The sequence below is a fragment of the Jeongeupia sp. USM3 genome, from assembly GCF_001808185.1.
GTDB lineage: Bacteria > Pseudomonadota > Gammaproteobacteria > Burkholderiales > Chitinibacteraceae > Jeongeupia.
The window spans coordinates 892,053-916,921 of the sequence record NZ_CP017668.1; the positions used below are offsets into that span (position 1 = coordinate 892,053).

A 24,869-nucleotide genomic window follows, 5' to 3' on the forward strand; every position below is an offset into this window, starting at 1 on the left:
GTTACCGAGCGGCCGAAGGCCACGTCCAAGCCATGACACCAAGGGATAGGACCGCCCACGAAATCCGTAAGCAAAGGCCGGCGCAAGCCCTGACCTGGCCGTTAGAACGCAGGCAACTCCGCAACCCTTACCCAGAACCAAGAAGGGGAAAGATGCAACACAGGAGACCGCGCAACGCGCGTACAACGCCAGAGAAGAGAACACATCTCTGAACAAACACAATCCAGACAAACCCACGAAAAGCCCCAAATTTATAGGTATTTTTTACAAAATTACCACAAAAGAAAGGCACAAAAAATACTCACGTCTGTTTTGTTGCAACTTCAGCGCATTTCTACGCACAGGGCATGCAGTGACGTTTCACGCCCCGGCCCCGCATGTACACGGCAACAGCGCCAAAATGTCGAGGCCTGCTGCACAGCGCTGCCAAGGGAAACGCATAATTCGGTGTACTCGGACGTCCTCAGTGCTGTCAGAAAACTCCCTGCCTCAAGCTGTCGTTCATCAAACCAGTCCTGCAAAATTTCACGGACCGCTTAGGAGCCCCCGCAAATCTGGTGACGACCTTTCTCCCTGTTGTGATCAAAACACAGTATGGCGATGGAAGTTGCTGGCTGAGCTGATTGTCGCCCTACCTTCCCAGAGCGATGCGAGCCCCTCTTGCAACTCGGCGCACTCAAGCTCGGCAGCCCTTTCTGGCCATGCACTGAGAATGCCGGGCAGCCCAATAGCACTCTCAAGGCGCACCTCGTCAGAACAGCGACGGCAAACTGGCGGGGCCTTCGGGGAGGCGTGACGAACAACCAAACCATCCCTTCAATCGGCCGGTCGGTCCAGACGCCACTGATCCTCGAAAAGGAAAGTTCTCGCCGAGCAAGCGGGACGGACAGAAGCCCGTCCCCCGGGCCGGTCAAAACGACGCGAGAAGGAGGCGAGATGCTGACTTCGAATCTGCAGGTCGCGCAGAGGTACCATCGCTCTCACCCGCGGCTGCAACACCGATTGCATCCACTGCATTACTCACATGCCCTGCAGCCTTGCACTCAGCATCTGCTAGCCCCGAACCCATGGACTCCATCGCCGAAGACTTTGGTCGCGGCCTTGCACAGGTAGCTGGTCCGGTAGAAGAAGTCGTCCACGCCCACCATGCCATCGCGGTGTAGGTGATAGCAGGGGTTCTGCGGTACCTCTACCAGCCCGGCAGCAGCCTCCACCGGGATCCCTAGCGCACTGCCCCAAGCCTCGCAGAGCCGGTTGAACATGTTGTCACGTCCGAGCTCGAACTGCCCTAGCGCGCAGAACGCATCTTCGTTCAGCAAAAACGCGACGTGGTAGTGCGGACGGCCCTGCTGGCCCTCCTCCCTCGCCCAGACATACCGTACCGATGAGCCGTGAGCACCTCGGTGATGCGCACGCGCCAGGTACCGGTTGTGATCGATCTTGGCTTTGAACGATGCGACGAACCGGCTGATGACCTCGTTGCTCTCGATCCAGCTCGGGTACATCTGCGCTGCAGGAAAACGTAGGTCCACACGGAAGGCAAAAACCCGTGAATGCTCCGATAACTGTCGGGTTCCGCTTGTTTGTAGATTTTTTTCTTGAACAATTCCGGTCGCTCTGTTTGCCACATTTTCAGCGACTCGATCGGTGACCGGAAGCCCAGCGCTTTTTGCGGGATGTGATGGTTGTAGGCGTTCCGGTAATCGTCCAACGTCTGCGCCAATTCCGCTGCACTGGCAAAGCGGGTCTGCTTCACCAGCTCGCTGATCCGGCCGTTGAAACGCTCGACCATGCCATTCATTTGCGGCGTGCGCGGCGGGATCAGCCGATGCTCGATCCCCAAGGCTGCACAACGGCGATCAAACACGTGCCGTCCGCTCGGGGTCTTGGCTTTGCTGGTGAAGCGATCGGTGAATTGGCTGCCATTGTCGGTCAGCAGTTTCTCGATTTTCATCGGCGCCGCCTTGTACAGGCGCTGCAGGAAGTCGACGCTGCTGGCTTCGGACTGATCCGGGTAGATGTGCAGGAACACCCAGCGGGTGGCCCGGTCGATCGCGACGAACAGGTAGCTGCGCGAGGTTTCGTCGGGCATCTGCGGCAAGTACTTGATGTCCAAATGGAAGTAGCCCGGTGCGTAGTCCTTGAAGCCCTTGGAGGGCGCGGCGGGTTCTTCCGGCTGCAGTTGCGCCTGCAGTGTCTTGAGGTTGCCGACGCCTTCGCGCACCAGCAGCCGGTTGATGCCGGATCGGGTGGCGTTCGGGTTGATGAAACGCTGGGCCACCGCGGCCAGGTCATCGAGCGGCAGCAGCAAGGTGGTGCGCAGAATCAGCACCAGCGCTTCCTGCGTCTGGGACAAGGTAGTGTGCAGGGTATGCGGGCGGTGCGACCGATCGGTGAATTCGTCGCGCGTTTGCCATTTGCGGATGGTGTCCTTGCCGACGCTGTAGCGCAGCATCAGCTCGCGCTGCGAGAGGCTGGAGTGGCGGATTTCCTCGCGGGTGAGCGGTGTGGTGCGGGCATTGCTGTGCAGGCGGTGGCTCATGGCTGGCTCGCATTGACAGACTGAGTGATCAAGGTACGCAAAAGCGCGCGTGCCTGGAAGAGTGGCCAGCTGCGCTTTGGAAGCCAATCAGACGAAACCCAACAGATAACGCGTTGACGACGACATCTTGCAGGCGATCGAGGTAATCGTAAATGAATGGCCCTTTATCCTGCTGGACCGGCAGACCTCGAAAGTGCGGATCAATGTGAAGCGTCAGGTTGGGATTGCGATGATGGCGGGACATGATGAACTCCGGTGGAAGGTACATATCCTGACTTAACGAGGTATTTTTTAACCTGCACGATCGAAGTAACGATTAAGCCACAATCAGGTTGGTGTATTACCGGTCAATGGGTGGATCGCTTCGACAAGAGATGAAGTCCAAGCTCAGCGAGCTGGCCTACAGGAATAGACAGAGTCAGCTGAGCACTGCAGGTGCACTGGTGGGAATGCGCTCATTGAGCATGAGCACCTGACCCCATGAACATGGGAGCTGAACGATAGAGCGATAGAAGAGGAAGCACCTCACAGACAACGCAGGAAGAACAACTCGGGATGATTCAGCGAGTGCAGGACCAGTGCAGAATACGAGCACATAAGCTTCGAGACATAACAGCCTACGAGCATAAACGTAGAGACGTACAGGTATATAACAGTACGACCAGATAAACATACAAGCAGTACAACAACATAAAAGCATACTACCAATACCGAGTCAGGCGACAACACGCCCAGCCCGATATTGATTGGTTCTCGTGGACAGAACCCAAAGCGAATAGGGAGCGCAGAGAAACTTAGTCACTCTGGAAAAATATAACCATACCAGAGCGGCCTGCTCGCTCCTGCTCTATTTCTCAGGCGTATCGCGTGACTGGACCCGTTTCTCCAGCCAGGATTGGATTTCGCCTTCAACCCAGCCGACGCTGCGCGCCCCAAGTTGGATAGGCTTGGGGAATATGCCGTCTGCAATGTACTTGTAGATCGTCGAACGGGCCAAGCCCGTCGTTTCGATGACCTGCTTGACGCGGATGATCTTCATGTTTTGGCTACCTCGCGAATTGGTCCAAAACATGGGTAAGGCAGGCAATTTTTGTCCTGTGCCCCCCCCTTATATCCAGCGACACACGCCACACAGGCGTCCTCACAGCGACCAGAAGCGTGTGGCACGCTCGCCATGCAAGTCTGTACATCGCGGATTGCAGCGAGGCTAAAGGACCGTGAGTCAAGCAACTGCTACCTGATCGGATGGAGCAATCCACAACCCACGCTACTTGTCGATTTCCTTGAGAAAATATGAAATAGGAACTAATTTTACAGATGTAACTGGAAAAAATTGAGAATTAACTTACCAACTACCCAGACAAAATACAAATGATAATCACTACTATTAATAGAATTATTAAACCTAACCAGCTGCAAGAGCAAGGTCCGCGGTACATCTGACGAGGAAAAAATGAGCTCTATCATCAACATGTATGCAAAACCACTCACGCTCACGTACATACGATCGGAGAGTGAAATTGCACAAAATCCAACAAAAAAACCCAAAAAAACAAAATCAGCACGAAGAAATGAAATCACAGAAGCACTATCCACCACTGGATACACTTACACATTCGATTCAAACATAGAGACGATATACATAACTAACGAAGGCGATTACGCATTGGACATTCAAAATCTAGAATCCACTGCGCAAGCCCTCATCCGTTCGAAAGGCACGATCTTTACTTTTGGAACACATCAACGAGAAAAGAGGCCCGGCATCCTCACAACCACCTTAGGAAAAAGATTACTGCAGGCACTAGAAGTAAACACACAGGAAATAAAACAAGAATTTTCGAAACATCGATTCAATCCCCGTGTCGAATTACTTATTGAAAAAATGCAACACAACGATCGATGCAAAATAGCCAGCCAAGTCAAGAATATAATTCCCATTGATCTATTGAAGCCATGGATGGACGAATTAAATAACTTGATCGAAGAAATGATAAATGATGGAAATTCGCAAGAATTTAAGGAAAAGCTAGCGGCTCATCGTCGCAACATAAACAAGAATTACAACAACACGAAAAAGTATCTCAATTCGCTTTGCGACAGCAGAAAAAAAAACACAAGTCATCCGACTTGACTTGTTTTATCAGCAAAATCACGCCAATGCCGTCACGCCAGCAATGGCAAAAAAAGCATTAGGCAAATTACTGCATCGACGTGATCGTAACCCGCTCTTTCACCACTTGATCGGCTACATATGGAAACGGGAGTTTTTGCAGCAGCGTGGCTACCACTTCCACTTATTACTCGCATTCGATGGTGAACACGTTCAGGAAAGTGCCAAGCTGGCTCTAGAGATAGGAAACTACTGGAGCGTGGTTGCGACGGAGGGAACCGGCGCCTTTCTAGACTGCAAGCGCTACAAGGACGACTTCCGATCCGGGGGCATTGGCACACTGAAGGGCGGCAATCCGAAAGAGCGTCAAAAATTCCACAAGACGCTCATCTACCTGACCAAAACCGATTACTACATCAGCCTTGTCGACGGGGAACATGGGCGCAACCTAGGAAAAGGTCAGCTTTCACGCAGCAAGAAAGATCCGAAGCGATGACAGTATTGAGCATTCACATGAGCGAAGCCAAATAGTCAGCCCAAGCCTGCATCAAGGGTCGGCGCTTCTCCAGTGGGTCGGTGCGGTGATAGGCCGCCTCAACCTTGTTCTTCACCGTATGCGCCAGTGACCGCTCGGCAAGATCGCGGTCGTAACCCTGTTCGCTGCACCAGTCGCGAAAGCTGGAACGGAAGCCGTGCGCCGTTGCAGTCCGGCCGGGAATGTCGCTGTGTGCACCGGCACGCAGGAGGAAGGATGTCAGCACCATGTCGGCCAGGACGACGTATCACGTGAAGACGGAAAGACCAGCACGTCGTGCTGACCTTGCTGCTGCTTCAGAAGTACTATGGCTTGTGTGGGGAGTGGCGCGCGGTGCAGAAGACCGGCTTTCATGCGCTCAGCCGGAATGATCCAAACAGCATGCCTCCAGTCGATTTCGTCCCAGGTCATGCCAACGTTCTTCGACCGAGCGGCAGGCCGTCAAGATCATGAACTCGAGTAGTCTACGGCTGACATCACTCTGCGTTCCGCGACACTGGGTAGCGACGAACGCGGGAATATCCACGCCAAGGCATGGCGGGATGATGAGTGGTCCGACTGTTTTGCTGGGCTGCTGCGGCAGCAGGAACGGCACGACATTGACCGGGTTGGCCATACGGTAGCCATGCGCCCAAGCCATCACGACATGCAGTCGTTGCTTCACGCGGCCTGCTGTCGCGACTGTTTTCAACCCGAGTACCCGACAGGCTTTTGTGACTAACCACCTCGCTAGTCGAGGTGGGATTGCCTAGCGGGGGAATTTGTCGGGGTACGTGTCGGGGTACGGCTCACCCCTCGGACCAAAAGCAAAAAGGGCTGCATGACTTTCGCCTGCAACCCTTTGATTTTATTGGTGCGCCCGACAGGGATCGAACCTGTGACCTTCAGCTTCGGAAACTGACACTCTATCCAACTGAGCTACGGACGCAGCACCAAGGGGGGCGATCATAGCGCGTAGATGCCGGCCCGTCTACACGCAGCTTTCTGGTGACCGTCTTTGACGGTATAATTGCCGCCACAAAAAAGCGGTTCCGTACACAGTTCTCCAAACAAGACTTCAATATTTGCATAGGGATGGCAGCATGAGCGGCTCCAACGCATCTGCGGCAAAAAGCGTCGTCGGTCTGATTCTGACCGCGATCGTCGGTATTCCGGTATTCATTTACCTCGTGGTCAAGCTGTTCACCTCGGGCAGCGGCATCGATCTCGGCAGCAACACGATGACCGGCGAGGCTGTCGCTGCACGCCTGCAGCCGATCGGCAGCGTCAAGATCGTCGACAGCGCGCCGCCGGGACAGCGTTCCGGCAAGTCGGTCTACGAGGCGATCTGTTTCTCCTGTCATGCCACGGGTCTGGCCGGCGCGCCGAAGCTTGGCGATGCGGCGACCTGGACTGCGCGCATCGGCAAGGGCTTCGAGACGCTCGCCAAGCATGCGATCGAAGGCTTCAACGCCATGCCGGCACGCGGTGGCGCACCGGATCTGACCGATGACGAAGTCAAGCGCGCGGTTGCCTTCATGGGCAACGCCGCCGGCGCCAAGTTCACCGAGCCGCCGGTTGCTGCAGGCGCCGCAGCCGATCCGGCGACCAAGGGCAAGGAGATCTATGCGTCGCTCTGTATCAACTGCCACGGCACCGGTGTTGCCGGCGCACCCAAGCTGGGCGACAAGGCGGCCTGGGGGCCGCGCCTGAAGGACGGTGCCGATTCGGCGATCGCCATCGGCATCAAGGGCCTGAATGCAATGCCACCGAAAGGCGGCTACACCGGCTCCGACGACGAGTTCAAGGCTGCAGCGCTGTACATGATCAGCCAGGCCAAGTAAGTAGGTATCTACCAGTGATCAAACGGGCGGCCTGACCGCCCGTTTTGCTTTTCAGGAGCACGCACGATGAGTTTCACGATTCGCCCCGCCCGCCCCGACGACGTCGCCGGAATCCTGGCGATGATTTGCGAACTGGCCGAGTTCGAGCAGTTGAGCCATCTCGTCACGGCGACCGAAGCCAAGCTCGCCGACGACCTGTTCGGCGCCGCGCCGGCGTGCGAGTGCATCGTCGGCGAAGCGGACGGCCAGACCGTCGCGTTCGCGCTGTACTTCCACAACTATTCGACTTTCCTGGCGCGACGCGGGCTGTATCTCGAAGACCTGTACGTCCGCCCGGTTGCACGGGGTCGCGGTCACGCCCGCGCGATGATGACCCATCTGGCACAACTGGCGCGCGAGCGCGGCTGCGGGCGTTTCGAGTGGAGCGTGCTCGACTGGAATGCCAACGCGATCGCGTTCTACGAAGCGATCGGCGCAACGGTGTTGCCGGACTGGCGCATCTGCCGCGTCACCGGCCCGGCGCTGGAGAACCTCGCCGGCCGTTGAACGAAATCCGTCCGCCTCTCTTTCGGGTTTCCGAGGCGGGCCTGTCGTTTCCGAGCCCGCAACACAGGAGTTCTACATGACCAATTACTGGCTCGTGCTCGGCATCGCCGTCTTTACCGAAATCGTCTGGGCGCTGTCGCTCAAGTACGTGCAGCTTCACCCCAGCCCGTGGATCATCGGCGGCTCGGTCGCACTGTCCTTCCTGAACATGGCGCTGCTGTCGTTCGCGATGAAGGGCATTCCGGCCGGCACCGCCTACGCGATCTGGACCGGGCTCGGCGCGGTCGGCGTCACCATCGGCGGCATCATCTGGTTCGGCGACCCGCTCGGCGCCGTGCGGGTGTTCTTCCTCGCGCTGATCGTCACCGGTGTCGTCGGTTTGAAGATGGCATCATGAAAAAAGCCGGCTCCGCCGGCTTTTTTCATGATGGTCGCACTTGCGGCAGCAACCGGATCCGGTGCAGCCGGTGCCGGCAGGCGCGCCGGTCTTCGCTCACCGCAGTCCAAGCAGTACGGCAGGCGATGCCGGCAGCGTAGTCATTGTCAGACGCCGTGCTGCTTGAACCAGCCGAGCATCTTCTGCCAGCCGTCGCGCGCCGCCGCCTCGTTGTAGCTGGGCCGGTAATCGGCATTGAAACCGTGGCCGGCATCGGGGTAGACGATGATCTCCGACGGTGCCTTCGCCTTTTTGATCGCCTCGCGCATCTGCGCAACCGACTCGGCCGGAATGCCCTTGTCCTGGCCGCCGTACAGCCCCAGTACCGGCACCTTGAGCTCGGCGGCAACGTCGACCGGCTGCTTCGGGGTATTGGCCGTGGGGGTCCCGACCAGCCGGCCATACCAGGCCACCGCGGCCTTCAGCCCCGGGCTGCGTGCGGCGTACAGCCAGACGATGCGCCCGCCCCAGCAGAAGCCGGTCATCGCGATCCGCCTGGCGTCACCACCGTTCTGCGCCGCCCACGCAACCGTGGTATCGAGGTCGGCCAGCACCTGCGTGTCGGGCACGCTCATCACCAGCTTCATCAACTGGTCGACCTCGGGGTATTTGCGCGGGTCACCCTGGCGGAAGTACAACTCGGGCGCGATCGCCAGATAGCCCTGCTTGGCAAGGCGGCGGCACAGCGCCTGGATATGCTCGTGCACGCCGAAGATTTCCTGCACGACGATCACCGTCGGCAATGCCGCCGCGTCGCCGTCGGGGCGGGCCCGGTACGCCGGCATCGCGCCACCGGCCACCGGAATGGTGACGGCACCGGCGATCAGGCCCGTGCCGTCGGTCGAGATCGTCGTCGCGGCGACCGGGCGGACGGCGAGCGCAAAACCCGCCGCCAGCGTGCCGGAAAGAAAAACACGCCGGGATGCGTCATCCGGCGTGCAGGGTTGCTTGGGTTCGGTCACGGCGCTGCTCCGGATTGACGGGGTCATCCAGCAGCATAGCCGATCAGCGCGACGGCACCGCCGCGATCGCCGCCTTCAGCAGGGTCCAGAACTTCACCACCGATTCGGTATCGACGCGTTCGTCGGGCGAATGCGCGCCGCGTATCGTCGGGCCGAACGACACCATGTCCATCTGCGGGTACTTGGCCGCGATCAGCCCGCACTCGAGCCCGGCGTGGATGACTTCGACGGCCAGCTCGCCGCCGAACTGCCGGCGGTAGACGTCCTTGAGCAGGGCCAGCACCGGCGACGACGGATCCGGCGCCCAGCCCGGGTACTCGCCGCTTTCGATCACCACCGCGCCGGCGAGCCGGCCGATCGCGCGGATCTTGCGCTTGATGTCGGACAGCCCGTAGGCATTGAGCGAGCGCGCCATCGAGATCGCTTCGAGACCGTGTTCGGCGTCGATCCGCACGACGCCGAGGTTGGCCGAGGTTTCGACCACGCCGTCGATGTCGGGACTCCAGCGCAGCACGCCGTGATGGGCGGCAACCAGCAGCTCCATCGACGTCCGGCTGCACGCTTCGCTCAATGCCAGCTGCGCCTTCGACGGGGTCACGGACAGCGCCGCATTCGGCTCGACCTGGCGCAGCCGGATTTCCAGTCCGTTGCGCCACTGCGCAACCATCTCGTCGAGCCATGGCAGCGCACCGGCCGGCAGCGCCAGCGTCACGAAGGCCTCCCGCGGCAGCGCATTGCGCAAGGTGCCGCCGCGCATCGACACGAGACGCGCACCGAAGCGTTCAATCGCGTCGAGCGCCAGATGCGCAAGCGCACGGATCGGCTGGCCGTGCTGCTTGTGGATGTCGGCACCGGAATGCCCGCCCTTGAATCCGGTCAGCGCGATCTCGATCGTCGTCCAGTCAGCCGGCACGGCCTGGCATTGCACCGCACGCTTGTAAGTAATGTCGACGCCACCGGCGCAGCCGATATAGCACTGCCCCCATTCCTCGGTATCGAGGTTGAACAGCAGCCCCCCCTGCAGCCAGCCGGCGGCCAGCCCCTGGACGCCGCTCATCCCGGCTTCCTCGTCGACCGTCAGCAGCACTTCGAGCGGGCCGTGCGGCACGTCGTCGGCCTCGAGCACCGCCAGCGCCGCGGCGACGCCGATGCCGTTGTCGGCGCCGAGCGTCGTGCCGTCGGCGTGCAGCCAGCCGTCGACCAGCCGCGTGCGGATCGGGTCCTTGTGGAAGTCGTGCCCCCGGCCTTCGTTCTGCTGCGTCACCATGTCGAGATGGCCCTGCAGCACCACGCCGACGCGGTCCTCCATGCCCTCGGTTGCCGGCTTGCGGATCAGCAGGTTGCCGGCCGCATCGACCTCGGCGAACAGCCCGCGGCCGAGCGCCCAGTCGCGCAGATGCTCGCGCAGCGCAGCCTCGTGCTTGGACGGGCGCGGATGGCGGCACAGCGTGGCGAAGTGCTGCCACAGGGTTTGAGGCTGAAGATCGGCAACGGCATTCATGGGCGACTCGTCAGGTTGGATTAAGAGAATGATCCGATGGTAATCCCCTCGTCCGGGTACGTCCTGTGATGGATTACCATGGCATGCCATTCAGGTTGCTCATTGCGACTTTTTACGCAATGCAGGCCCGGCGATGCCGCGCCTCGGCCGACGACGCGGGATGCGCAGCGCGCGCTATGCTGAACTATCGCGGTTCGGGATGCGACCATGGGCAACGCAGCATTTTTCTCCTCGCTCTGGGATGACCACGTGGCGATCGCGCCGCAGTCGGCACGCATACGCGCGCTGTTCACCGCCGACAACCCGGCGGTCATCAACGACCATGTGGCGTTCCGAACCTTCGACACCGGGCCGCTGCGGCTGGCCTGCCTCGAGCAAAGGCTGTTCGAACTCGGCTACCGGCGGCATGCCCCGTACAGCTTTCCGGACAAACACCTGTCGGCCTGGGGCTACGTGCCGGCCGATCCGGACGACCCGCTGGTGTTCCTGTCCGAGCTGCACGTCGCCGCACTCTCGAGCGCCGCGCAGACCATCCTCGCCCCGGTGCTCGGCGCCGTCGACCCGCAGGCCGCGGCGACGCCCGGCGTGTTCGTCGCCGGCCGGCTGTGGCCGGCAATTCCGTACAGCGACTACCGGACGCTGGCCGCCGAGAGCGAGTACGCCGGCTGGCTTGCCGCGCTCGGCCTGCATGCCAACCACTTCACCGTCGCCGTCCACCGGCTGGCGATGCCGACGACGCTCGAAGGCGCGATCGCCCGCGTCCGCGACGCCGGCTTCGCGCTCAACGACGCTGGCGGCGTCATCAAGGGCACACCGGCCGAGCTGCTTGAACAGGCGTCGACGCTGGCCGACCGCCAGCCGGTCGACTTCGCCGGCGGCGAAAGCCATCTCGTGCCGACGTGCTACTACGAGTTCGCCCGGCGCTACCCCGACGTCGACGGCCGGCTGTACCAGGGCTTCGTTGCCGCCAGTGCCAGCCGCATCTTCGAATCGACCGATCGCGAGTCTAGCCATGGGGAGGCCGGCCGATGAAGCGCGTGCTCGTCGTCGGTGCCGGCAAGATCGGCGCCAGCATCGCCAAGCTGCTCGCGCACAGCGGCGACTACGACATCACGCTGGCCGACCGCGACGCGGCCGCGCTGCAGCGCGTTGCCGCGCGCGCGCCGGTCAGCACCCGCCAGCTGAAGGCCAGCCATGCGGCCGAACTTGCGCACTGCCTGCAAAACCAGAGCGCCGTGCTGTCGGCGACGAGCTTCGACGCCAACCCGGCGATCGCCCGCGCGGCGCTCGCCGCCGGCGCGAGCTACTTCGACCTGACCGAGGACGTCGGCACCACGCGCAAGATCCGCCGCCTGGCCGCCGGCGCCAGGCCCGGGCAGGTCTTCATGCCGCAGTGCGGGCTGGCGCCCGGTTTCATCGGCATCCTCGCCGCCGACCTCGCCCGCCGCTTCGACACGCTCGATACGCTGAAGATGCGCGTCGGCGCGCTGCCGCAGTATCCGAACAACCAGATCATGTACAACCTGACGTGGTCGACCGACGGCCTGATCAACGAGTACTGCAACCCGTGCGAAGCGATCGTCGACAACGCGCGGGCCGAGGTGCAGCCGCTCGAGGGGCTCGAGCACTTCTCGCTCGACGGGCTGGAATACGAGGCGTTCAACACCTCGGGCGGGCTCGGCACGCTGTGCGAAACGCTCGCCGGCCGCGTGCACACGCTCAACTACAAGACGGTGCGCTATACCGGCCACCGCTACCTGATGGACTTCCTCGTCAACGGCCTGCGCCTCGGCGCCAGCCGCACCGGCCGCCGCCAGCTCAAGACCATGCTCGAAGACGCGATTCCGATCACGCTGCAGGACGTCGTGCTGATCTTCGTCTCGGTTTCGGGACTGATCGACGGCCAGTTCCGCCAGATCACCGACGCCCGCAAGATCTATCACCGCGAGCTGTTCGGCGAGGCGTGGAGCGCGATCCAGCTCACCACCGCCGCCAGCGCCTGTGCGGTACTCGACCTGCACTTCGACCAGCAGCTCGCGCCCGGCGCCCACGGCTTCGTCGCCCAGGAGCGCGTGCCGCTGACCGCCTTCCTGAACAACCGTTTCGGCCGGTATTACGCGATCGACCGTTACGCCGAAGAAATCCCCATCTGACGCCCGTCGCGCGGAGCCCATCATGCCCATCCATTTATTGTCCGACCTGCTTGCCGCCATCGGGCTGCAGCGCTGGCAGCAGGCCGACTGCTGGCCCGGCGCCATCATCGACGGCGTCGCCCATTACCCGTCGACCCCGCCTATGGCGCTGCAAAGCCCGATCGACGCCAATGCGCACGGCGACCTGCTGCCGGCCAGCGCGGTCGAGGTCAGGGCCGCGGTCGGCTGCGCCACCGTCGCGTTCGAAGCCTGGCGCGGCGTGCCGGCGCCACGGCGCGGCGAACTGGTCCGGCGGATCGGCGATGCGGTGCGCGCCCGCAAGGCCGTGCTGGCGCAACTGGTGACGCTCGAAGCCGGCAAGATCGCCAGCGAGGCCGATGGCGAGGTACAGGAATGGATCGACATCTGCGACTACGCCGCCGGCCTGTCGCGGCAGCTGCACGGGCTGACGATCGCCAGCGAACGCGCCCGGCACCGGCTGCTCGAGCAGTGGCATCCGCTCGGCGTGGTCGGCGTCATCAGCGCGTTCAACTTCCCGGTCGCCGTCTGGGCATGGAACGCGATGCTGGCGCTGGTGTGCGGCAACGCGGTGATCTGGAAGCCGTCCGAGAAAACCCCGCTGACCGCGCTGGCCGCGACCGCGCTGGTGCTCGATGTCCTGAAGGATTTCGACGAGGCGCCGGACGGCCTGGTCCAGCTCGTCCAGGGCGACGCGAGCGTCGGCCAGCACCTCGCCCGCGATCCGCACGTCGCGCTGCTGTCGGCCACCGGCTCGGTGGCGATGGGCCGCAGCGTCGCGCAGACGGTCGCCGCCCGCCTCGGCCGCAGCCTGCTCGAGCTCGGCGGCAACAACGCCGCGATCGTCACCGCCAATGCCGACCTCGAGCTGGCGCTGCGCGCGATCGTATTCTCGGCCGCCGGCACCTGCGGCCAGCGCTGCACCAGCCTGCGCCGGCTGTTCGTCCACGAGGACGTCGCCGATGCGCTGCAGGAGCGGCTGGTTGCCGCCTACCAGCACCTGAACGTCGGCGACCCCCGCCTGCCGGCGACCCTGGTCGGGCCGCTGATCGACGAAGCGGCCATGCACAAGATGCAGGCCGCACTGGCCCGCGCCGTGCACGAGGGCGGCCACGTGCTGATCGGTGGCGGCCATGTCCGCGCCGGCGGCAACGTGCCCGCCGGCGGCCACTATGTCCGGCCGGCCTTGCTGGCGATGCCCGAACAGACCGACATGGTCCACGAGGAGACCTTCGCGCCGATCCTCTACCTGATGCGCTACCAGCGGCTCGACGACGCGATCGCGCTGAACAATGCCGTCTCGCAGGGGCTGTCGAGCGCGATCTTCACCACCGACCTGCGCGAGGCCGGCGCCTTCATCGGCCCGGCCGGCTCCGATTGCGGGCTCGCCAACGTCAACGCCGGTACGTCGGGCGCCGAGATCGGCGGCGCTTTCGGCGGCGAGAAGGACACCGGCGGCGGCCGCGAATCCGGCTCCGACGCATGGCGCAACTACATGCGCCGTGCAACCAATACGCTCAACGACGGCGACACGCTGCCGCTGGCGCAGGGCGTCCGGTTCGGCTGAAACCGCCGGCTGCCCCGGCACGTCGCCGGTTCAAAGGCTCAGCGGTTCGGTGGCGTGAACGGCCGCGGCGGCGGGTTCAGGTACGGCGATGCGCTGGGCTTCGGCGGCTCGGGCTTGTGCGGCGGATGTGGCGGCCGCGGCGGACGGGGGTGCGGCGGCCTCGGCCGGGGGTAGTACGGCGGGCCGTAGGACTGACCATAGACGCCCCACAGATTGCCCGGCGTGCAGAAATACGGGTCGTAGTCCGGGTTGTCGACGTTGCAGTTGTCGGTCATCGCCGCATCCGGATCGGCACGCCGCGACGTCCTGTCCGGCTTCGGGGCCGGCGGCAAGGCCGGCGGCGGTGTCTCTGCCTTCGGTGTCGGCGGCGGCAGCTTGGGTGCCGGCACCACCGACAGCGTCCCCCGGTCCTGCTGCAGCCGCGCACCGCCCGCGCACGGCTTCTGGGTATACAGCACGCCGCCCTTGCCATCCGGGCACCTGTAGACCTCGTCCGCCTGTGCGCCGGCCGCGGCCAGCAGCAGGACGGCCTTGCACAGCAGCAGCACGCGGCGCAAGCTCGCGCCTTTGTCCAACGATTGCTTTTCCATGTCCAAGACCCTGTTCATCACCGGCGCCAGTCGCGGCATCGGCCGCGAATTCGTCCACCAGTATCTCGCATCCGGCTGGCATGTCGTCGCAACCTGCCGCAAGCCGGCCGATCTGGCCGACCTCGCATGGCAGCCTGCACTGACGGTACTGGAACTCGACGTCACCGACTGGCAGGCGGTCGCGATGCTGCCGTCCCGGCTCGGCGAAGCCCGTATCGACCTGCTCATCAATAACGCTGGCATCTACGGCGGCGCGATGCAAGGCTTTGGCCACACCGACGTGAATACCTGGTTGCAGACGCTGGCCACCAACGCGATCGCACCGGTCAAGATCGTCGAAGCGCTGCTGCCGTGCCTGGCACCCGAAGCGGTCATCGCCAACATCTCGAGCAAGATGGGCAGCATCGCCGACAACGGCAGCGGCGGCGATTACCACTACCGTAGCGCCAAGGCCGCGCTGAACGCCGCGACGGTCAGCCTGGCGCGCGACCTGCCCGGCCGGCAGTGCTGCGTCGCGCTGCACCCGGGCTGGGTGCAAACCGATATGGGCGGCGAATACGCGCTGATCGACACGGCGACCTCGGTTGCGGGAATGCGGGACGTCATCGCCGGACTGCAGCCGGCCGATACCGGCCGCTTCATCGCTTACAACGGCCGCAGCATCCCCTGGTAGCCGACGCCCGTCCGGCAGGCATAGACCATCCGGACGATTGCGCCGGCTTCGGTGATGTTGTACCGCCGCCGGCACTACAGAGGAAAAAACTTGGTCTAGCGCAAGGTTTCGATGCCATCGACAAGCGATGCTGCTTCTCAATTGACCCACGAGGAGCGCACGATGACCACGCAGACCCTGGCCCCGCCCCGCAAGACCGGCCCCGCCTACGACGGCGTCCCCGACTATCTGGTCGACGTCTACGACTGGGCCTACGTCAATCCGTCGCAGGTCGACCGGCTCGATCACAACCTCGTGGTCAAGACACTGCTGTTCTGCAACGACCAGCGGCTGATGCGCGCCTACCTGAACGAGATCGAACCCGGTTCGCGGGTCTGGCAGGTCGCCCACGTCTATGGCGATCTCGTCAGCCGCGCCGCCGACAAGGTCGGCCCGGACGGCGTGTTCGACCTGACCGACATCACGCCGGCGCAGGTCGCGCACGGTGAAGCCAAGCTGGCCGCCAAGCCGTGGGCCAGCGTGATCCGTGCCGACGCGGCCAAGCACACCGCCGACCAGCCGTACGACCTGATCTGCAGCTTCTTCCTGCTGCACGAAGTGCCGGACCACAAGAAGCGCGAGATCGTCGACCACATGCTGGCGCAGCTGCCCGAGGGCGGCAAGGTGGTGTTCGTCGACTATCACCGCCCGGCGATGTGGCAGCCGATCCGCTGGATCCTCAAGGTCGTCAACGCCTGGCTCGAACCGTTCGCCAATGCGTTGTGGCAGCACGAGATCAGCCACTACGCCAGCCACGCCGACCGTTTCAGCTGGGACAAGCGCACCTACTTCGGCGGCGTCTACCAGTGCGTGATCGTGCGCCACAAGACCGCAGCGTAACAATTCCTCCCCGCCTCCCGGCGACAAGCCACTGGCATTGTCGCCGGGCTATCGTATAATGCGATTCCGTTTCAAAGTGGTCCGATGCAATGTTCCGGCTCCAGCCGGCATGTGACCGCTCCGTTGTCGTTCCAGTCCGAACCAACCTAAATACCCGATCTGCCGCAGACTGGCGCCCGTGAAAGGCGGCCGGCCGATCGCACCGGATAGTCTATGACCTTCTCTTCCCTTGGCTTGAGTGACGTACTCGTGCGTGCCGTGCAGGATGCCGGCTACACCGAACCGACCCCGATCCAGACCCAGGCCATTCCCGCCATCATCAACGGCGGCGACCTGCTTGCCGGCGCCCAGACCGGCACCGGCAAAACCGCCGGCTTCCTGCTGCCGATTCTCGAGCGCCTCGCGCGCAATCCGACCGACCACGGCAAGATCCGCGTGCTGGTGCTGACGCCGACGCGCGAACTCGCCGCCCAGGTCGAGGAAAGCGTCCGCGTGTACGGCAAGTACAGCAGTGTCAAATCGATGGTGATGTTCGGCGGCGTCAGCATCAACCCGCAGATCAAGGCGCTCAAGAGCCGCGTCGACATCCTCGTCGCCACGCCGGGCCGCCTGCTCGACCACGCATCGCAAAAGACGCTCGACCTGAGCCACATCGACACGCTGGTGCTCGACGAAGCCGACCGCATGCTCGACATGGGCTTCATCCACGACATCAAGAAAGTGCTGGCACTGCTGCCGGCCAAACGCCAGAACCTGCTGTTCTCGGCGACGTTCTCGGACGACATCAAGGCACTGGCCGACAAGCTGCTCGACAATCCGGCGCTGATCGAAGTCGCGCGCCGCAATGCCACTGCCGAAACGATTTCGCAGAAGGTCTATCCGGTCGACCGCGACAAGAAGCGCCAGTTGCTGGCGCAACTGATCAAGCAGCACAACTGGTTCCAGGTGCTGGTGTTCACCCGGACCAAGCACGGTGCGAACCGGCTGGCCGAACAGCTCGACAAGGACGGCATCAGCGCGCTGGCGATCCACGGCAACAAGAGCCAGAGCGCCCGTACCCGCGCGCTGACCGAATTCAAGGCAGGTACCCTGCAGGTACTGTGTGCGACCGACATCGCCGCGCGCGGCATCGACATCGACGAGCTGCCGCACGTGGTCAACTACGAGCTGCCGAACGTCCCGGAGGACTATGTGCACCGGATCGGCCGCACCGGCCGTGCCGGCGCCGAGGGCGAGGCGGTATCGCTGGTCTGCGTCGACGAGCACAAGCTGCTTGCCGATATCGAGAAGCTGATCAAGCGCGAGATTCCGAAGGAAATCGTCGAAGGCTTCGAGCCCGATCCCAGCATCAAGCCCGAACCGATCCTGCAGGGCCGCCGCGGCCAGCAGCAACAGCAGCCGCGCCGTCAGGGCGGGCAAGGCCAGCGCCAGCAGCAGCCACGCCAGCCTCGCGCCGACGGCGAGGCCGAGCGCCAGCCGCGCCGCCAGCAGGACGGCAACAGCGAGCAGGGCCGCAAGCCCCGCCCGCAAGGCCAGGGCAACAAGCCGCGCAATCAGGGGCAGGGCCAAGGTCAGGGTCAGGGTGCACGCCAGGGTCAAGGCCAGGGCCAGAAACGCCAGGGTGGCCAGGGTCAGGCCGACGGCAACCGCGCACCGCGCGGCCAGGGCCAAGGCCAGGGTCAGGGCGGCGGTAACCGCCGTCAGCAAGGTGGCGGTGGCGACAGCTCGCGCTGGGATCACCAGCAGCCGGCCTCGAACGAGAACACGCCGATCGCTGCGCTGTTCTCGACGCCGCGCCGCCACGGTGGTGGCGGCCGTCATCACTGAGCGGGGCTGACGACGCATGCGTTTCGAGCACCTGATCGAGGTCAACGATGCCAACAACCCGGCCGTGGTGGCGCTGACCACCACGCAGCTGTGGCAAGGCCTGATGCTGCGGGTCGAAACGCCGCAACGCTTTCTCGAGCACATCGAGCGCGTGACGGTGCTCGAACGCGGCGACGGCTGGCTGCTGCGCGAGGTCGATTTCGGCCGGTTCGTCGCCCGTGACCGGATCACGCTGGTGCCGCATTCCGTCGTCCGCTTCGACACCGAGGCCAACGCGCAGCATCCCGGCGGCTCGCTGGCGATCACGCTCGAATCGCCGGAGGAAGGCCACCTGTTCCTGCGTTTCGTCTATGACACGCCGGTGCCGGAACCTGCGGCGGGCGCCGGCGAAGGCGAAATCAATTACGCCGCCTATCTGAAGGCGGCGTACCGGCAGATGGACATCGACATGATGCGCCACCTGCGCGAACTGGCCGTTCTGGGTCAACTGGATTGACGTTGATCTGCCGCAATCGCCGCTGAATCCCGCATCGGCATAATCCGCTCGACCGAAAGGCCTGCCGCTTTGGCAGGCCTTCATCATGCCTGGCGCCCGTCGGTGGCAGGCTTTGCCTTCATTCACAGGAACACCATGACCGACTCACAGCTCGTTCAGCTCAAAGACACCACCGCCAACCCCGCCCCGCTCGGCCTGCTCGGCTTCGGGATGACCACCGTGCTGCTCAACGTGCACAACGTCGGCTGGATCCCGCTCGGCAGCATGATCCTGGCAATGGGCATTTTCTACGGCGGGCTGGCGCAGCTGATCGCCGGCATCATGGAATGGAAAAAGGGCAATACCTTCGGCACCGTCGCCTTCACCTCGTACGGCATGTTCTGGCTGTCGCTGGTCGCCCTGCTCGTGCTGCCCAAGCTCGGCTGGGCCGACGCGCAGAATGCCGCGGGCATGGGCGCCTACATGCTGATGTGGGGCGTGTTCACGCTGTGCCTGTTCGTCGGCACACTGCACGCCAGCATCGCCACCCGCGTGGTGTTCGGCACGCTGACCGTGCTGTTCTTCCTGCTCGCAGCGGCCGAATTCACCGGTGCGCTGGCCCTGACCCGCTGTGCCGGCATCGTCGGCCTCGTCTGCGGCGCGTCGGCGATCTACACCGCCATCGCCGAAGTGCTGAACGAAACCTACGGCCGCACGGTGTTGCCGCTCGGCGGCCACTGAGCCCCGCGACTGCACCGCCCCGAAACGGTGCAGTCTGTACGCTTCGCGATCGCTGCGGCTGGCTTAGACTGAACGGCCGTTTCCGCTGTACCGTCTCATGCAAATCGGCATTCTCTACGCAACGCTGGCCTTCCTGATCTGGGGCCTGCTGCCGCTCTACCTCAAGGCGCTGACCGGGATCCCGGCCGGCGAAATCCTGCTGCACCGGATGGTCTGGTCGCTGGTGTTCCTCGGCGTCATCCTCGCGCTGAGGCGCCAGTGGGCCTGGCTGGGGCAGTTGCGCCACCAGCCCAAGCTGCTCGCCGGCTTCATGGCATCGGCGCTGTTGCTCAGCGCGAACTGGTTCACCTATATCTGGGCGGTCCAGGCCGGCCGCGTGATCGACGCCAGTCTCGGCTATTACATCAACCCGCTGGTCAACGTGCTGTTCGGCGTCGCGTTCCTACATGAGCGCTTGCGCCTCGGCCAGTGGCTGGCGATCGGCGTCGCCGCCGCCGGCGTGGCGTGGCTGACCTGGCAGACCGGCCAGTTGCCGTGGATCGCGCTGCTGCTCGCCGTCACCTTCGGTACCTACGGCCTGCTGCGCAAGACCGCATCGCTCGGCGCACTCGAAGGCCTGTCGCTCGAAACGCTGCTGCTGTTCCCGTTTGCCGGCGGCGCGCTGCTCTGGCTGATCGGCAGCGGCCAGTCCGGCTTTACCAGCGCCAGCCCCGGCATCCAGCTGCTGTGCGCGCTGGCCGGGCCGATCACCGCCGTACCGCTGCTGCTGTTCGCTGCCGGCGCCAGACGCATCCCGCTTTCGCTGCTCGGCGTCCTCCAGTACACCGGGCCGACGGTACAGTTGCTGCTCGGCGTCTGGCTCTGGCACGAGCCGTTCGGCCAGGCCAAGCTGCTGGGCTTCGCGCTGATCTGGCTTGCGATCGTGCTCTACACCGTCGAAGGCCTGTGGGCGAAGCGACGCTGAACCGACCATTCATCTGAATTCAGGTGTTGAACCCGACAACAGGCTAAATTTTGAAAGCCGATTGTCATGTAGGTTCTTCATAGTCCGCGGTCGACATTCAACGCAATCCATCGGAGTCCCGTCAGATGCGGCGTACCCCGGGCGTCCTTTCCCTCGCAGGCAGCGTACCGCTGCTGCTGGCCGTCATACCGGCCGCGCAGGGCGCCGCGCTGCAGGCGGACGCGCAATCATGGCCGGCCCCGGCCGCTTCGGCCGTGGTTCTGCGCATCGGCGACGGCCCGAACGCCCGCCGGCTGACGCTGGCCGAACTCGAATCGCTGCCGCATTACCGCGTCAGGCTGTCGCTGATCTGGGGCGAGCAAGGCACGTTTCAGGGTGTCAAGCTCAGCGACGTGCTCCGGCGCTACGGCCTCGCAAACAGCCCGCGCTTGCGCTTTGCCGCGGCCGACCGCTATGCCGTGGAGATCGACGCGGCGGAGTGGCGCCGCCGCGAGCCGCTCATCGCCACCCGTTTTGAAACCCGCGAGATGACCGTCCGCCAGAAGGGTCCGCTGCGCCTGCTGTGGCCCGACGAAGTCGACAAACTGGGTACGACCCGGGGAATGCTATGGATCTGGAACCTGGTGTCGATCCAGCCGGTCACCGACGATTGAACCGCCTCTACTACCGCTACCGCGCCAGCCTGCTCGTTTCCGGGCTGCTGTTCGCCGTCGGCATGCTCCTGGTCGCCGGCGCCGCCACCGTGTTCCACGGCATGCGACACACCCTGGACAACCAGACCAGCACGGTCGGCTACCACAGCTCGCGGCTGTTCGCGGCCTGGGAGCGCTTCAACTCGGTGGTCGAACGACGCATGCTGGGCCTGCTCGACGACAGCGACATGTCGTCCCAGGGCGTCGAGGATCTGCTGCGGCTGCAGCTGGACATCGTCGAAAGCAGCTATCGTCAGGCTGCGCTGTCGCCACTGCACCTGGAAAAGCTGCTGCGCTACCGCCGGACGCTCGATACCAGGCTGGAACGGCTGCGGGCCTCGGCCGACCGTGACGACGGCGGCGCGCATGCCGAAGCGCGGGCGCTGCTCGACGACGGCGGCCAGCTCGTCAACCTGATCGTGCTCGAAACCACCAGCGCCATCGCCAAGGCCGATGACGCCCAGCGCCGGCTGCTGATCAAGACCGGGGAAATCACGCTCTGGCTGCTGGCCGGGCTGGTCACGCTCGGCGCCGTACTGGTCGGCGGCCTGATCGTCGTATCGGGCCAGCGGCGCGAGCTGCGCACGCTCGCCATGACCGACGGGCTGACCGGGCTCGCCAACCGCCGCGTCTTCATGCAGCAATCGGAAGCCGAACACGCGCGCGCGCTGCGTTACGATCTGCCGGTCGCGCTGATCCTCGTCGACCTCGACTACTTCAAGGCGGTCAACGACAACTGGGGACACCCGGCCGGCGACGCCGTCCTCAAGACAGTCGCGGCCAGCCTGCAGGCGCTGTCCCGTCAGTCCGACCTTGTCGCGCGGATCGGCGGTGAGGAGTTCGCCATCCTGATGCCGGAAACGACGCTCGCCGCCGCCACCGACGCCGCAACGCGCTATTGCGAAGCGATCGCGGCGCTGTCGGTCCGCCATGGCGGCAGCACGCTCGGCATCACCGCCTCGTTCGGTGTCGCGGCGATGCGCCACGATGCCGACCCGTCGGCGGCGGCGACCTTCGCCCAGGCCGATGCGGCGCTGTACCGCGCCAAGCATTGCGGCCGCAACCGCGTCATCGCCGCGCCGGTACTCTCGCTGGAACCGGCACTCGGCGACGCCGTCTACAGTGTCTCGAGCGAGATCTCGCCGACGTTCTGGAAAAGGTAGTCCGGCCGGTACGGGAAGTCGTCGATCATCTGCTGCGTGGTCACGCCCGAGAGCACCAGTGCGGTCTTCATGCCGGCCTCCATCCCGCCGACGATGTCGGTGTCCATCCGGTCGCCGACCATCAGCGCCTCTTCCGGGTGCAGGCCGAGCTTGCGCGCCGCGAGCATCATCATCAGCGCATTCGGCTTGCCGACGATGTAGGGCCGCTTGCCGGTCGCGGCCGAAATCGCCGCCAGCAGGGTGCCGGCAGCGGGCTCGTGGCCGCCTTCGATCGGGTCGATCATGTCCGGATTGGTGCCGATGAACTTGGCGCCGCCGTCGATCAGCCGCACCGCCTTCTTCAGCTGCTCGAACGAGAAGCTCGTCGTCTTGCTGACGACGACGTAGTCGGGATGCGATTCGGAGATCGAGAAGCCGACGTTGTAGAGCTCGTTGATCAGCCCGCCGCCACCGACGACGAAAACCGTCGCATTTTCCTTCTGCTGCTTGAGGAACATCGCCGTCGCCATCGCGCTGGTGATGAAGTTGTCCTCGGTCAGCCCCGAGATCCCCAGTTGCTGCAGCTTGAGTTTCAGGTCGAGCGGCGTCTGCTCGGCGTTGTTGGTCAGGAACAGGAACGGCGTTTGCGCGTCAAGCAGGCGCCTGACGAACGCCTGCGCCCCCGGAATCAGCTGCTTGCCGCGATAGACGACCCCGTCCATGTCGCTGATGATGCCCTTGATCATTGCTCCCTCCTTGGTTTGGCGTCCATCGTACCCGCTCGGCACGACCAGTGCCCCAAAAGGGCGCGTGCTGGCGGGCAAAATCCGGCGCGGCAGTAGCGGCAAGGGGCTGCTCGGCACGCGGAATGTCCGGCGTGGAGGCCCCGGCCGCAACGGCTCGCGCCGTGCGGCAAGCAGGCGCCGTCGGCCGGCGACGGGGGCCGCACCCGGTGAACCACGTGCGCGGCGGCGACTCCAACCTGCATCAAGGCCATGCCGAGGAGACGATCGTGCATCTGTCACTTCATTCCAGCCGCCCCGGACACATTCCGCTGCCGGCACTGGTGCTCGGCCTTGCCGGGCTGTTGCCGTACATCTTCTTCGCCGTACTCAGCTTCAGCGGCGACCCGCTGACCCGCGGCCATGCGCTGACCACCTATCTGGCCTATTCGGCCAGCGTGCTGAGTTTTCTCGGCGGCCTGCACTGGGCGCTCGGGCTCGAACCCGACCTGTCGGACGGCGAACGCTGGCTGCGGATGAGCTGGGCGGGCCTGCCGCCGCTGATCGCCTGGGCCGCGATCCTCGCGCCGTGGCGGATCGGCATCTGGATGCTGATGGCGATGTACGCGGTCCAGTACGCGGCCGACGTACTGCTCAACCACGTCGACCCCGACCATTACCCGGCCTGGTTCATGCGCCTGCGCTTCGGCCTGACCGTGGTCGTGCTGCTGACCGGGCTGGCCGTCGCGACCAGGGTCTGACGGCCGGTCTCAGAGCCTGTTCAACGTCTTTTCGCACCAGCGTTTGGCGCAGTGCCGGATGGCAGACAAGGCGCAAGCCGCGCCGCGGTACGGGTACCGCAAGCGGCTTGCAACGCCGTACGCCGCCGGCAATGCGCCAAACCCGAAGGGCCGGGCCGGAAAAAAACATCCACTGCGTTGTACTCTTTGCCAATAACCGGTTATTGCCTGTGTCGTACGCTTGTGACCGCAGGGAATCCCCTTGTGGGATGTCTGACCTTTTTCCGGCCCGGCGCTGGCGTGAAAAGACGTTGAACAGGCTCTCAGTACGGCAGCACGCCGTTGAGCGCCGGCAGGTAGCGCAGCGAGAAGAACACGCTGTCGCCGCCACACGCGGCCCGCTTGGCGAGGATGTGGCGCGCCTCGTCCGGCGAGCGCGGCTTGGCCTTGAAGGCGCTGTCGTCACCGGTCTGCACGAACAGTTCGTAGACGACGCCGTGACCGGCAGGGTTCTGGCAATCGTTGCGGCGGTCGCTGACGGCGTCGAGGTAGACCTGGCGCTCGGCGGCATTGAGCCTGCCGGTACCGGCGCCGTCCTGTATCCAGAGCCGGACGCCACTGCCGCGCCCGAGCTCGCGGATCAGGCCGGCATAGGTCTGCGGCGCCATGTTCCCGACAAAGAAGCTGGTTGCGTACACCGGCTTGTCGAGCACCGTGCGCAGCTGTCTGGCCTCGGTGGCGAGATAGCGCGCCAGCACGTCGCGGGCATCGGCGTCGCGCCAGCGGACATCGTCGATCTCGACCGGCAGATACCAGCCGGCGATCGCCTTCGGGCCGAGCCGCTCGGCCCACTGCCGTGCCAGCGCGAGATTGGTCTGCTTCAAGCGGCGGAAATAGCCGTCGAGCACGCGGACCGGCTGCTGCTGGCGGATGAAGAAATCCTGATCGGAGCCCAGGCCCAGCACCAGTGTCAGCCCGGCGGCACGCGCGTCGCCCAGGCGCGCCGCCAGCCAGTCCCGGTCGGCGGGCGCGGTGAAGCCGTCGCCATGCTGCGTCCACTGCACCACCAGCGTATCGAAGCCCTGTGCGCGCGCGACACCGAAGATGTGCGGCCAGCTCGCCGCCGGCACGTCACGGTCGCGCAGTTGCGGCTGGTACATGATTGCGGTCATCGCCTGCGCAAGCGCCGGCAGCGCCAGCACGACCGCCAGCAGCCATCGCGTCATAT

General features: G+C 64.1%; 27 protein-coding genes, 1 tRNA gene and 1 pseudogene. 17 read left to right on the plus strand and 12 right to left on the minus strand.

What is annotated here, in order from left to right; all coding sequences use genetic code 11:
- Window positions 1-1,043 precede the first annotated feature (1,043 nt).
- The 4 genes and pseudogenes from BJP62_RS19290 to BJP62_RS04030 all read right to left on the minus strand — a co-directional run bounded on the left by BJP62_RS19290 (window position 1,044) and on the right by BJP62_RS04030 (window position 3,581).
- Window positions 1,044-1,628, minus strand: a complete 585-nt coding sequence (locus tag BJP62_RS19290) for an inovirus Gp2 family protein (RefSeq protein WP_083301029.1) — start codon at window positions 1,626-1,628, stop codon at window positions 1,044-1,046.
- Window positions 1,580-2,542, minus strand: a pseudogene (locus BJP62_RS04025) (IS481 family transposase); the annotation flags it as partial. The gene BJP62_RS19290 and the pseudogene BJP62_RS04025, both read right to left, overlap by 49 nt.
- Window positions 2,543-2,570: 28 nt before the next feature.
- The gene (locus BJP62_RS18280; protein ID WP_145927097.1) at window positions 2,571-2,786 is read right to left on the minus strand and encodes a hypothetical protein; all 216 of its coding nucleotides are present in this window, start codon (window positions 2,784-2,786) and stop codon (window positions 2,571-2,573) included.
- Window positions 2,787-3,389: 603 nt separating this feature from the next.
- Window positions 3,390-3,581 carry an AlpA family transcriptional regulator gene (locus BJP62_RS04030; RefSeq protein ID WP_070526831.1) on the minus strand — a complete coding sequence of 64 codons (192 nt, stop codon included), beginning with the start codon at window positions 3,579-3,581 and terminating at the stop codon, window positions 3,390-3,392.
- A gap of 414 nt (window positions 3,582-3,995) precedes the next feature.
- Between BJP62_RS04030 and BJP62_RS18285 the strand changes: the two genes are divergently transcribed.
- Entirely contained in the window at window positions 3,996-4,676 is a 681-nt protein-coding gene (locus BJP62_RS18285; protein ID WP_145927098.1) for a hypothetical protein, read from the plus strand.
- Between the two features lies 1 nt (window position 4,677).
- Entirely contained in the window at window positions 4,678-5,151 is a 474-nt protein-coding gene (locus BJP62_RS04035) for an inovirus-type Gp2 protein (RefSeq protein WP_168163789.1), read from the plus strand.
- Between the two features lie 13 nt (window positions 5,152-5,164).
- On the opposite strand, the gene BJP62_RS18290 is transcribed toward BJP62_RS04035, so the two are convergent.
- From BJP62_RS18290 to BJP62_RS04045, 3 genes are all read right to left on the minus strand, one after another.
- Window positions 5,165-5,419, minus strand: a complete 255-nt coding sequence (locus BJP62_RS18290; protein WP_070526836.1) for a hypothetical protein — start codon at window positions 5,417-5,419, stop codon at window positions 5,165-5,167.
- Window positions 5,420-5,548: 129 nt separating this feature from the next.
- Window positions 5,549-5,854, minus strand: a complete 306-nt coding sequence (locus BJP62_RS18295) for a hypothetical protein (RefSeq protein ID WP_145927099.1) — start codon at window positions 5,852-5,854, stop codon at window positions 5,549-5,551.
- A gap of 187 nt (window positions 5,855-6,041) precedes the next feature.
- Window positions 6,042-6,118: transfer RNA gene (locus BJP62_RS04045), tRNA-Arg, on the minus strand.
- A gap of 154 nt (window positions 6,119-6,272) precedes the next feature.
- On the opposite strand from BJP62_RS04045, the gene BJP62_RS04050 reads away from it, so the two are divergent.
- The 3 genes from BJP62_RS04050 to BJP62_RS04060 all read left to right on the plus strand — a co-directional run bounded on the left by BJP62_RS04050 (window position 6,273) and on the right by BJP62_RS04060 (window position 7,956).
- Window positions 6,273-7,013, plus strand: a complete 741-nt coding sequence (locus tag BJP62_RS04050) for a cytochrome c5 family protein (protein ID WP_070526839.1) — start codon at window positions 6,273-6,275, stop codon at window positions 7,011-7,013.
- Window positions 7,014-7,079: 66 nt separating this feature from the next.
- Window positions 7,080-7,559, plus strand: a complete 480-nt coding sequence (locus BJP62_RS04055) for a GNAT family N-acetyltransferase (protein ID WP_070526841.1) — start codon at window positions 7,080-7,082, stop codon at window positions 7,557-7,559.
- 76 nt (window positions 7,560-7,635) lie between these two features.
- Window positions 7,636-7,956 carry a multidrug efflux SMR transporter gene (locus BJP62_RS04060; protein ID WP_070526844.1) on the plus strand — a complete coding sequence of 107 codons (321 nt, stop codon included), beginning with the start codon at window positions 7,636-7,638 and terminating at the stop codon, window positions 7,954-7,956.
- A gap of 146 nt (window positions 7,957-8,102) precedes the next feature.
- On the opposite strand, the gene BJP62_RS04065 is transcribed toward BJP62_RS04060, so the two are convergent.
- Together BJP62_RS04065 and BJP62_RS04070 are read right to left on the minus strand one after the other, a co-directional pair.
- A complete protein-coding gene (locus BJP62_RS04065) occupies window positions 8,103-8,957 on the minus strand; it encodes a dienelactone hydrolase family protein (protein WP_236943658.1) in 855 nt (284 codons plus the stop codon).
- Between the two features lie 43 nt (window positions 8,958-9,000).
- The gene (locus BJP62_RS04070; protein ID WP_070526846.1) at window positions 9,001-10,458 is read right to left on the minus strand and encodes an aminoacyl-histidine dipeptidase; all 1,458 of its coding nucleotides are present in this window, start codon (window positions 10,456-10,458) and stop codon (window positions 9,001-9,003) included.
- A gap of 207 nt (window positions 10,459-10,665) precedes the next feature.
- Between BJP62_RS04070 and BJP62_RS04075 the strand changes: the two genes are divergently transcribed.
- Genes BJP62_RS04075 through BJP62_RS04085 form a run of 3 tightly spaced genes read left to right on the plus strand, consistent with a single transcriptional unit; the run spans window position 10,666 to window position 14,196 of the window.
- The gene (locus BJP62_RS04075; RefSeq protein ID WP_070526849.1) at window positions 10,666-11,490 is read left to right on the plus strand and encodes a DUF1338 domain-containing protein; all 825 of its coding nucleotides are present in this window, start codon (window positions 10,666-10,668) and stop codon (window positions 11,488-11,490) included.
- On the plus strand, window positions 11,487-12,611 hold the full coding sequence (locus tag BJP62_RS04080; protein WP_070526853.1) for a saccharopine dehydrogenase family protein: 1,125 nt from the start codon (window positions 11,487-11,489) through the stop codon (window positions 12,609-12,611). The genes BJP62_RS04075 and BJP62_RS04080 overlap by 4 nt, the downstream gene beginning before the upstream one ends.
- A gap of 22 nt (window positions 12,612-12,633) precedes the next feature.
- The gene (locus BJP62_RS04085; RefSeq protein WP_083300693.1) at window positions 12,634-14,196 is read left to right on the plus strand and encodes an aldehyde dehydrogenase family protein; all 1,563 of its coding nucleotides are present in this window, start codon (window positions 12,634-12,636) and stop codon (window positions 14,194-14,196) included.
- 38 nt (window positions 14,197-14,234) lie between these two features.
- Here the strand turns inward: BJP62_RS04085 and BJP62_RS18300 are convergent, their stop codons facing one another.
- Window positions 14,235-14,804 carry a DUF4124 domain-containing protein gene (locus tag BJP62_RS18300; protein ID WP_168163790.1) on the minus strand — a complete coding sequence of 190 codons (570 nt, stop codon included), beginning with the start codon at window positions 14,802-14,804 and terminating at the stop codon, window positions 14,235-14,237.
- Here BJP62_RS18300 and BJP62_RS04095 point away from each other — a divergent pair.
- From BJP62_RS04095 to BJP62_RS04130, 8 genes are all read left to right on the plus strand, one after another.
- Window positions 14,785-15,459, plus strand: a complete 675-nt coding sequence (locus BJP62_RS04095) for an SDR family oxidoreductase (protein WP_070526858.1) — start codon at window positions 14,785-14,787, stop codon at window positions 15,457-15,459. The two genes, BJP62_RS18300 and BJP62_RS04095, sit on opposite strands and share 20 nt — an antisense overlap.
- A gap of 162 nt (window positions 15,460-15,621) precedes the next feature.
- Window positions 15,622-16,338 carry a rhodoquinone biosynthesis methyltransferase RquA gene (gene rquA, locus BJP62_RS04100; protein WP_070526861.1) on the plus strand — a complete coding sequence of 239 codons (717 nt, stop codon included), beginning with the start codon at window positions 15,622-15,624 and terminating at the stop codon, window positions 16,336-16,338.
- Between the two features lie 213 nt (window positions 16,339-16,551).
- Entirely contained in the window at window positions 16,552-18,165 is a 1,614-nt protein-coding gene (locus BJP62_RS04105; protein WP_083300694.1) for a DEAD/DEAH box helicase, read from the plus strand.
- A gap of 16 nt (window positions 18,166-18,181) precedes the next feature.
- On the plus strand, window positions 18,182-18,661 hold the full coding sequence (locus tag BJP62_RS04110; protein ID WP_070526867.1) for an SRPBCC family protein: 480 nt from the start codon (window positions 18,182-18,184) through the stop codon (window positions 18,659-18,661).
- Window positions 18,662-18,796: 135 nt separating this feature from the next.
- Window positions 18,797-19,381, plus strand: coding sequence for a GPR1/FUN34/YaaH family transporter (locus tag BJP62_RS04115; protein WP_070526870.1), 585 nt, complete (start codon window positions 18,797-18,799; stop codon window positions 19,379-19,381).
- Window positions 19,382-19,478: 97 nt separating this feature from the next.
- Window positions 19,479-20,345 carry an EamA family transporter RarD gene (gene rarD, locus BJP62_RS04120; RefSeq protein WP_070526871.1) on the plus strand — a complete coding sequence of 289 codons (867 nt, stop codon included), beginning with the start codon at window positions 19,479-19,481 and terminating at the stop codon, window positions 20,343-20,345.
- Between the two features lie 125 nt (window positions 20,346-20,470).
- Entirely contained in the window at window positions 20,471-20,998 is a 528-nt protein-coding gene (locus BJP62_RS04125; protein ID WP_070526874.1) for a molybdopterin-dependent oxidoreductase, read from the plus strand.
- Entirely contained in the window at window positions 20,995-22,200 is a 1,206-nt protein-coding gene (locus BJP62_RS04130) for a GGDEF domain-containing protein (protein WP_070526877.1), read from the plus strand. Before BJP62_RS04125 ends, BJP62_RS04130 begins: the two co-directional genes overlap by 4 nt.
- On the opposite strand, the gene BJP62_RS04135 is transcribed toward BJP62_RS04130, so the two are convergent.
- Entirely contained in the window at window positions 22,155-22,925 is a 771-nt protein-coding gene (locus tag BJP62_RS04135; RefSeq protein ID WP_070526881.1) for an HAD-IIA family hydrolase, read from the minus strand. The two genes, BJP62_RS04130 and BJP62_RS04135, sit on opposite strands and share 46 nt — an antisense overlap.
- Window positions 22,926-23,191: 266 nt before the next feature.
- On the opposite strand from BJP62_RS04135, the gene BJP62_RS04140 reads away from it, so the two are divergent.
- Window positions 23,192-23,662, plus strand: coding sequence for a DUF3429 domain-containing protein (locus BJP62_RS04140; protein WP_168163791.1), 471 nt, complete (start codon window positions 23,192-23,194; stop codon window positions 23,660-23,662).
- 302 nt (window positions 23,663-23,964) lie between these two features.
- On the opposite strand, the gene BJP62_RS04145 is transcribed toward BJP62_RS04140, so the two are convergent.
- A complete protein-coding gene (locus BJP62_RS04145) occupies window positions 23,965-24,867 on the minus strand; it encodes a DUF4434 domain-containing protein (protein ID WP_070526886.1) in 903 nt (300 codons plus the stop codon).
- Window positions 24,868-24,869 lie beyond the last annotated feature (2 nt).

Bases quoted from the DNA above. Each gene is read 5' to 3' on its own strand.
- BJP62_RS18300 (WP_168163790.1), bottom strand. From the start codon at position 14,804: ATGAACAGGGTCTTGGACATGGAAAAGCAATCGTTGGACAAAGGCGCG.
- BJP62_RS18280 (WP_145927097.1), bottom strand. From the start codon at position 2,786: ATGTCCCGCCATCATCGCAATCCCAACCTGACGCTTCACATTGATCCG.
- BJP62_RS04030 (WP_070526831.1), bottom strand. From the start codon at position 3,581: ATGAAGATCATCCGCGTCAAGCAGGTCATCGAAACGACGGGCTTGGCC.
- BJP62_RS04055 (WP_070526841.1), top strand. From the start codon at position 7,080: ATGAGTTTCACGATTCGCCCCGCCCGCCCCGACGACGTCGCCGGAATC.
- BJP62_RS04135 (WP_070526881.1), bottom strand. From the start codon at position 22,925: ATGATCAAGGGCATCATCAGCGACATGGACGGGGTCGTCTATCGCGGC.
- BJP62_RS04080 (WP_070526853.1), top strand. From the start codon at position 11,487: ATGAAGCGCGTGCTCGTCGTCGGTGCCGGCAAGATCGGCGCCAGCATC.
- BJP62_RS04060 (WP_070526844.1), top strand. From the start codon at position 7,636: ATGACCAATTACTGGCTCGTGCTCGGCATCGCCGTCTTTACCGAAATC.
- BJP62_RS04050 (WP_070526839.1), top strand. From the start codon at position 6,273: ATGAGCGGCTCCAACGCATCTGCGGCAAAAAGCGTCGTCGGTCTGATT.
- rarD (WP_070526871.1), top strand. From the start codon at position 19,479: ATGCAAATCGGCATTCTCTACGCAACGCTGGCCTTCCTGATCTGGGGC.
- rquA (WP_070526861.1), top strand. From the start codon at position 15,622: ATGACCACGCAGACCCTGGCCCCGCCCCGCAAGACCGGCCCCGCCTAC.
- BJP62_RS18285 (WP_145927098.1), top strand. From the start codon at position 3,996: ATGAGCTCTATCATCAACATGTATGCAAAACCACTCACGCTCACGTAC.
- BJP62_RS04085 (WP_083300693.1), top strand. From the start codon at position 12,634: ATGCCCATCCATTTATTGTCCGACCTGCTTGCCGCCATCGGGCTGCAG.
- BJP62_RS04115 (WP_070526870.1), top strand. From the start codon at position 18,797: ATGACCGACTCACAGCTCGTTCAGCTCAAAGACACCACCGCCAACCCC.
- BJP62_RS04075 (WP_070526849.1), top strand. From the start codon at position 10,666: ATGGGCAACGCAGCATTTTTCTCCTCGCTCTGGGATGACCACGTGGCG.
- BJP62_RS18290 (WP_070526836.1), bottom strand. From the start codon at position 5,419: ATGGTGCTGACATCCTTCCTCCTGCGTGCCGGTGCACACAGCGACATT.
- BJP62_RS04070 (WP_070526846.1), bottom strand. From the start codon at position 10,458: ATGAATGCCGTTGCCGATCTTCAGCCTCAAACCCTGTGGCAGCACTTC.
- BJP62_RS04145 (WP_070526886.1), bottom strand. From the start codon at position 24,867: ATGACGCGATGGCTGCTGGCGGTCGTGCTGGCGCTGCCGGCGCTTGCG.
- BJP62_RS04095 (WP_070526858.1), top strand. From the start codon at position 14,785: ATGTCCAAGACCCTGTTCATCACCGGCGCCAGTCGCGGCATCGGCCGC.
- BJP62_RS04110 (WP_070526867.1), top strand. From the start codon at position 18,182: ATGCGTTTCGAGCACCTGATCGAGGTCAACGATGCCAACAACCCGGCC.
- BJP62_RS04125 (WP_070526874.1), top strand. From the start codon at position 20,471: ATGCGGCGTACCCCGGGCGTCCTTTCCCTCGCAGGCAGCGTACCGCTG.
- BJP62_RS04105 (WP_083300694.1), top strand. From the start codon at position 16,552: ATGACCTTCTCTTCCCTTGGCTTGAGTGACGTACTCGTGCGTGCCGTG.